At 28.5% G+C, this 4,216-nt stretch carries 5 protein-coding genes; 4 read left to right on the top strand and 1 reads right to left on the bottom strand.

Annotated features, from left to right (window positions below):
• Nucleotides 1-11: 11 nt before the first annotated feature.
• Nucleotides 12-497: a hypothetical protein gene (locus G3997_RS09295; RefSeq protein ID WP_296645500.1), complete on the top strand. Its 486-nt coding sequence runs from the start codon at nt 12-14 to the stop codon at nt 495-497.
• Nucleotides 498-634: 137 nt separating this feature from the next.
• Here the strand turns inward: G3997_RS09295 and fba are convergent, their stop codons facing one another.
• Entirely contained in the window at nt 635-1,498 is an 864-nt protein-coding gene (gene fba / locus G3997_RS09290) for a class II fructose-1,6-bisphosphate aldolase (protein ID WP_296645499.1), read from the bottom strand.
• Nucleotides 1,499-1,709: 211 nt separating this feature from the next.
• Here fba and G3997_RS09285 point away from each other — a divergent pair, with 211 nt between their 5' ends.
• Genes G3997_RS09285 through rlmD form a run of 3 tightly spaced genes read left to right on the top strand, consistent with a single transcriptional unit; the run spans nt 1,710 to nt 4,151 of the window.
• The gene (locus G3997_RS09285; RefSeq protein WP_296645498.1) at nt 1,710-2,039 is read left to right on the top strand and encodes a DUF1904 domain-containing protein; all 330 of its coding nucleotides are present in this window, start codon (nt 1,710-1,712) and stop codon (nt 2,037-2,039) included.
• Entirely contained in the window at nt 2,039-2,761 is a 723-nt protein-coding gene (locus tag G3997_RS09280) for a pseudouridine synthase (RefSeq protein WP_296645497.1), read from the top strand. Before G3997_RS09285 ends, G3997_RS09280 begins: the two co-directional genes overlap by 1 nt.
• A gap of 34 nt (nt 2,762-2,795) precedes the next feature.
• The gene (gene rlmD / locus G3997_RS09275; RefSeq protein ID WP_296645496.1) at nt 2,796-4,151 is read left to right on the top strand and encodes a 23S rRNA (uracil(1939)-C(5))-methyltransferase RlmD; all 1,356 of its coding nucleotides are present in this window, start codon (nt 2,796-2,798) and stop codon (nt 4,149-4,151) included.
• Nucleotides 4,152-4,216: the final 65 nt, after the last annotated feature.

Below are 4,216 nucleotides of genomic sequence, written 5' to 3'. Positions count from 1 at the left end.
GAGGCAATCAAATGATAGAACTAAATTTAAAAAATAAAAAAGGAAAAATWAATGTAAAAAGTAGTGAAGTAAAAGATATTTTAGAATCGCGTCCTGACTTTGAGTATGTACAAGATATTTCAGCAACAATAAACCAAGAAAGAATAATGGTGTATGATTGTCAATTATCAAAAGAAATATTTAATTTAGATGATATAGAAGAAATAAAAGAAGAGATGGGACAAAATATAGATGATTCTTATTTTGACGTTTTATTTGAAGATATAAGAGCATATTTAAAGGATGCTACAGATGAAATAGAAGAAGAAATACAAGAAAAATATATATTAGATAATGTAAGATGTTATTTTGATATATATAATATCGATGAAACATTTACTGACTTTAAATTTGTATTTCTTATAAGTTTTAAAGATATTAAGATAGCATCTCTTACAAATTTATCTAAGTTAATAGGTAAAAGACAATTATCTGGTGCATCAAAATTTTATAGTTAAAAATAAAAAAAGGTAGAGTTTTATGATTTAATCATAAAACTCTACCTTTTTATTTTAATTAATATAAATTTAAAATTTATTTATAAAGAAAAAATATATATAWTTAARMTTTATTTATAAAGACAAAATATATATAATTAAGCTTTATTTATAGAACCAAATAACTCCATTTTTTCTTTAACAGTTGTTTTTATAGCTTCAAATCCGGGAGCTAAAATCTTACGAGGGTCAAATCCTTTACCTTGTAAGTCTTTTCCTTCTTCTATGTACTTACGAGTAGCAGCAGCAAATGATAATTGGCACTCAGTATTAACATTTATTTTAGATACACCTAAAGATATAGCTTTTTGTATCATATCAGCAGGTATACCAGTTCCACCATGTAAAACTAATGGCATATCTCCAGTAGCATTGTTTATAGCTTCTAAAGCATCAAAGTTTAATCCTGTCCAGTTTTCAGGATATTTTCCATGTATATTACCTATACCAGCAGCTAACATATCAACACCTAAGTCAGCTATTAATTTGCATTCAGCTGGGTCTGCGACTTCACCCGCACCAACAACACCATCTTCTTCCCCACCTATAGAACCAACTTCTGCTTCTACAGAAATTCCTTTAGCATGTGCTATTTCAACTACTTCTTTAGTTTTTGCTATATTTTCTTCTATTGAGTAGTGAGAACCATCAAACATAACAGAAGAGAATCCTGCTTCTATTACTTTTAAAGCGCCTTCATAACTACCATGATCTAAATGTAATGCAACTGGAACAGTTATATTTAATTCTTCAAGCATTCCATTAACCATACCAACTATAGTTTTATATCCCCCCATATATTTACCAGCGCCTTCAGAAACACCTAATATAACAGGTGAATTGTTTTCTTGAGCAGTTAATAAAACAGCCTTAGTCCATTCTAAATTATTGATATTAAATTGACCTACTGCATATTTACCTTCTCTAGCCTTATTTAACATTTCTTTTGCAGAAACTAGCATAGTAAAAACCTCCATAATTAAATTGATTTTAAATTCTTCACAATTTAAATTTGACTTTATAAAATACTAAATTGTAAAATCTACCCATCAATATTATTATAACGTTTATGGAAAAAAAGTACATAGTAAATTGTAATAACTTGAAATAAAAAGTATAATAATACTTAAATAAGAGTGAATAATAATTTTTTATATAGAAAGGAAATATGTTATGCCACAAATAAAGATAAGAGGAATAAATGAAAATCAAATATGTGAAATAAGTGAAAAAATGATAGATGAATTAGTAGACGCAGTAAAATGCCCAAGAGACTACTTTGAAATAGAATGCATAAAGTCTGTAGCTATAAGAAATGGAAAAATAGCAGATGTATATCCTTTTGTAGAAGTAGCTTGGTTTGATAGAGGCCAAGAAGTACAAGATACTGTTGCAAAAATAATAACAAATAATATAAGAGAAAGTTTAAATATAGAAAGTATGGATTTAGCATTTACAGTTTTCGAAAAAGAAAAATACTATGAGAATGGAGAACATTTTTAATGGGAAAAAAAATGCGTGTAGATAAATTACTTTCTAATGTAGGTGTAGCAAGTAGAGCGGAGTTAAAAAAATATTGTAAACAAGGGCTAATATCTGTAAATGGTAAAGTTATAAATAATCCAGGTGTACAAGTTGATTCTGAAAATGATGAAGTTATGTTTAATGGAGAAAAAATAGTATATAGAGAATTTGTTTATATAATGTTAAATAAGCCAGATGGATACATATCTGCTACATTTGATAAACATGACCCTATAGTATTAGATTTGATAGACCAATCGTATTTAGTGTTTGAACCATTTCCAGTAGGAAGATTAGATAAAGATACAGAAGGTCTATTAGTTCTTACTAATGATGGACAACTTGCCCATAGAGTATTATCTCCTAAAAAGCATGTACCAAAAACTTACTATGCAAAAATACAAGGTAGAGTAACAGAAGAAGATATACTTGCATTTGAAAAAGGTGTAGTACTTGATGATGGATACGAAACTATGCCATCACAATTAAAAATATTAAAAAGTGATGATATGTCGGAAATAGAACTTACAATTCATGAAGGAAAATTCCACCAAGTAAAAAGAATGTTTGAGAGTGTAGGTAAAAAAGTAGTATACTTAAAAAGACTTTCTATGGGAAAATTAAAATTAGATCAAAGCTTAGAGTTAGGAGCTTATAGAGAACTAACTGAAGAAGAAGTTAAATTAATAGAAGAAAGATAATTTCATAATATAAAAACGAGCGGAGGTAACATTAGTGAAAAGAAGAGACGTTATAGAATTTGAAGTAGACAAAATGGAGTTTGGTGGAACATCTGTAAGTAAATATGGAAACAGAGATATATATATGAAGGGTGGAATAACTGGGCAAAAAGTTAAGGCTGCTGTAAAAAGAACGAAAAGTGGAAAAGCAGACGTTAAGATGTTAGAGTTATTAGAAAATTCACCAATAGAAACAGAAACTCCTTGTAAGCATTTTAATGAATGTGGAGGATGTACTATATTATCTGTTCCTTATGAAAAGCAATTAGAAATCAAAGAAAGACAAGTTATGGATTTATTCTTACAACAAGACTTATTTGGTTTTAAATTCTTAGGAATACAAGGAAGCCCTCAAAATAAATTATACAGAAATAAAATGGAGTATACTTTCGGAGATGAAATGAAAGATGGACCATTAACATTAGGTCTTCATAAAAAAGGAAGACATATAGATATAATGACAGTTGATGGTTGTTTTTTAGTTGACCAAGATTTTATAAAAGTATTAACTTCAACAGTAGAATTCTTTAATGAAAAAGAACTTCCTTACTATAGAACTGTAAATCATAAAGGATATTTAAGAAACCTTGTAGTTAGAAAAGGTATAAATACTAATGAACTTATGGTAAATATAGTAACATCTTCTCAAATTGACTTTGATATGAACGAATATAAAGAGTTATTATTAAGCTTAAATACTGAAGCTGAACTAGTAAGTGTATTACACACTATAAATGATGGACTAGCAGATGCAGTAAATTGTGATGAACTAAGAGTATTATATGGAAGAGATTACATCCATGAAGAAGTCTTAGGACTAAGATTTAAAGTTTCTCCATTCTCATTCTTCCAAACTAATACTAAAGGAGCAGAGGAGCTTTATACTATAGCTAGAGAATTTGTAGGAGACCACAATGATAAAGTAGTATTTGACTTATATAGTGGAACAGGAACAATAGGTCAAGTTATGGCAAAGGCAGCTAAAAAAGTTTATGGTATAGAAATAATAGAGGAAGCTGTAGTTGCTGCAAATGAAAATGCTAAGTTAAATGGATTAACTAACTGTGAGTTTGTTGCAGGAGATGTTGCAAAAACTGTTAAAAATTTAAAAGATAAGCCAGACTTAATAATAGTAGACCCACCAAGACCAGGAGTACACAAAGATGCAGTAAGAGATATATCTAACTTTGGTGCGAAAGAAATAGTTTATATATCTTGTAACCCTAAAACTTTAGTTCTTGACTTAGTTGAATTTAAAAAGTACGGATATGAATTAGAAAAAGTAAAATGTATGGATATGTTCCCAAATACACCTCATGTTGAAACTATCGTAAAACTTATAAAGAAATAATCAAAAATCCTTAGGACGTAAGTTTAGTCTAAGAGTTTTTTATTTTTTATATAGCAACTTTTAAA

The sequence above is a fragment of the Romboutsia sp. 13368 genome, assembly GCF_018336475.1.
Taxonomy (GTDB): Bacteria; Bacillota; Clostridia; order Peptostreptococcales; family Peptostreptococcaceae; genus Romboutsia.
The sequence above is the reverse complement of the archived record's forward strand: the minus strand, read 5'-3'. Positions and strand labels throughout refer to the sequence as shown.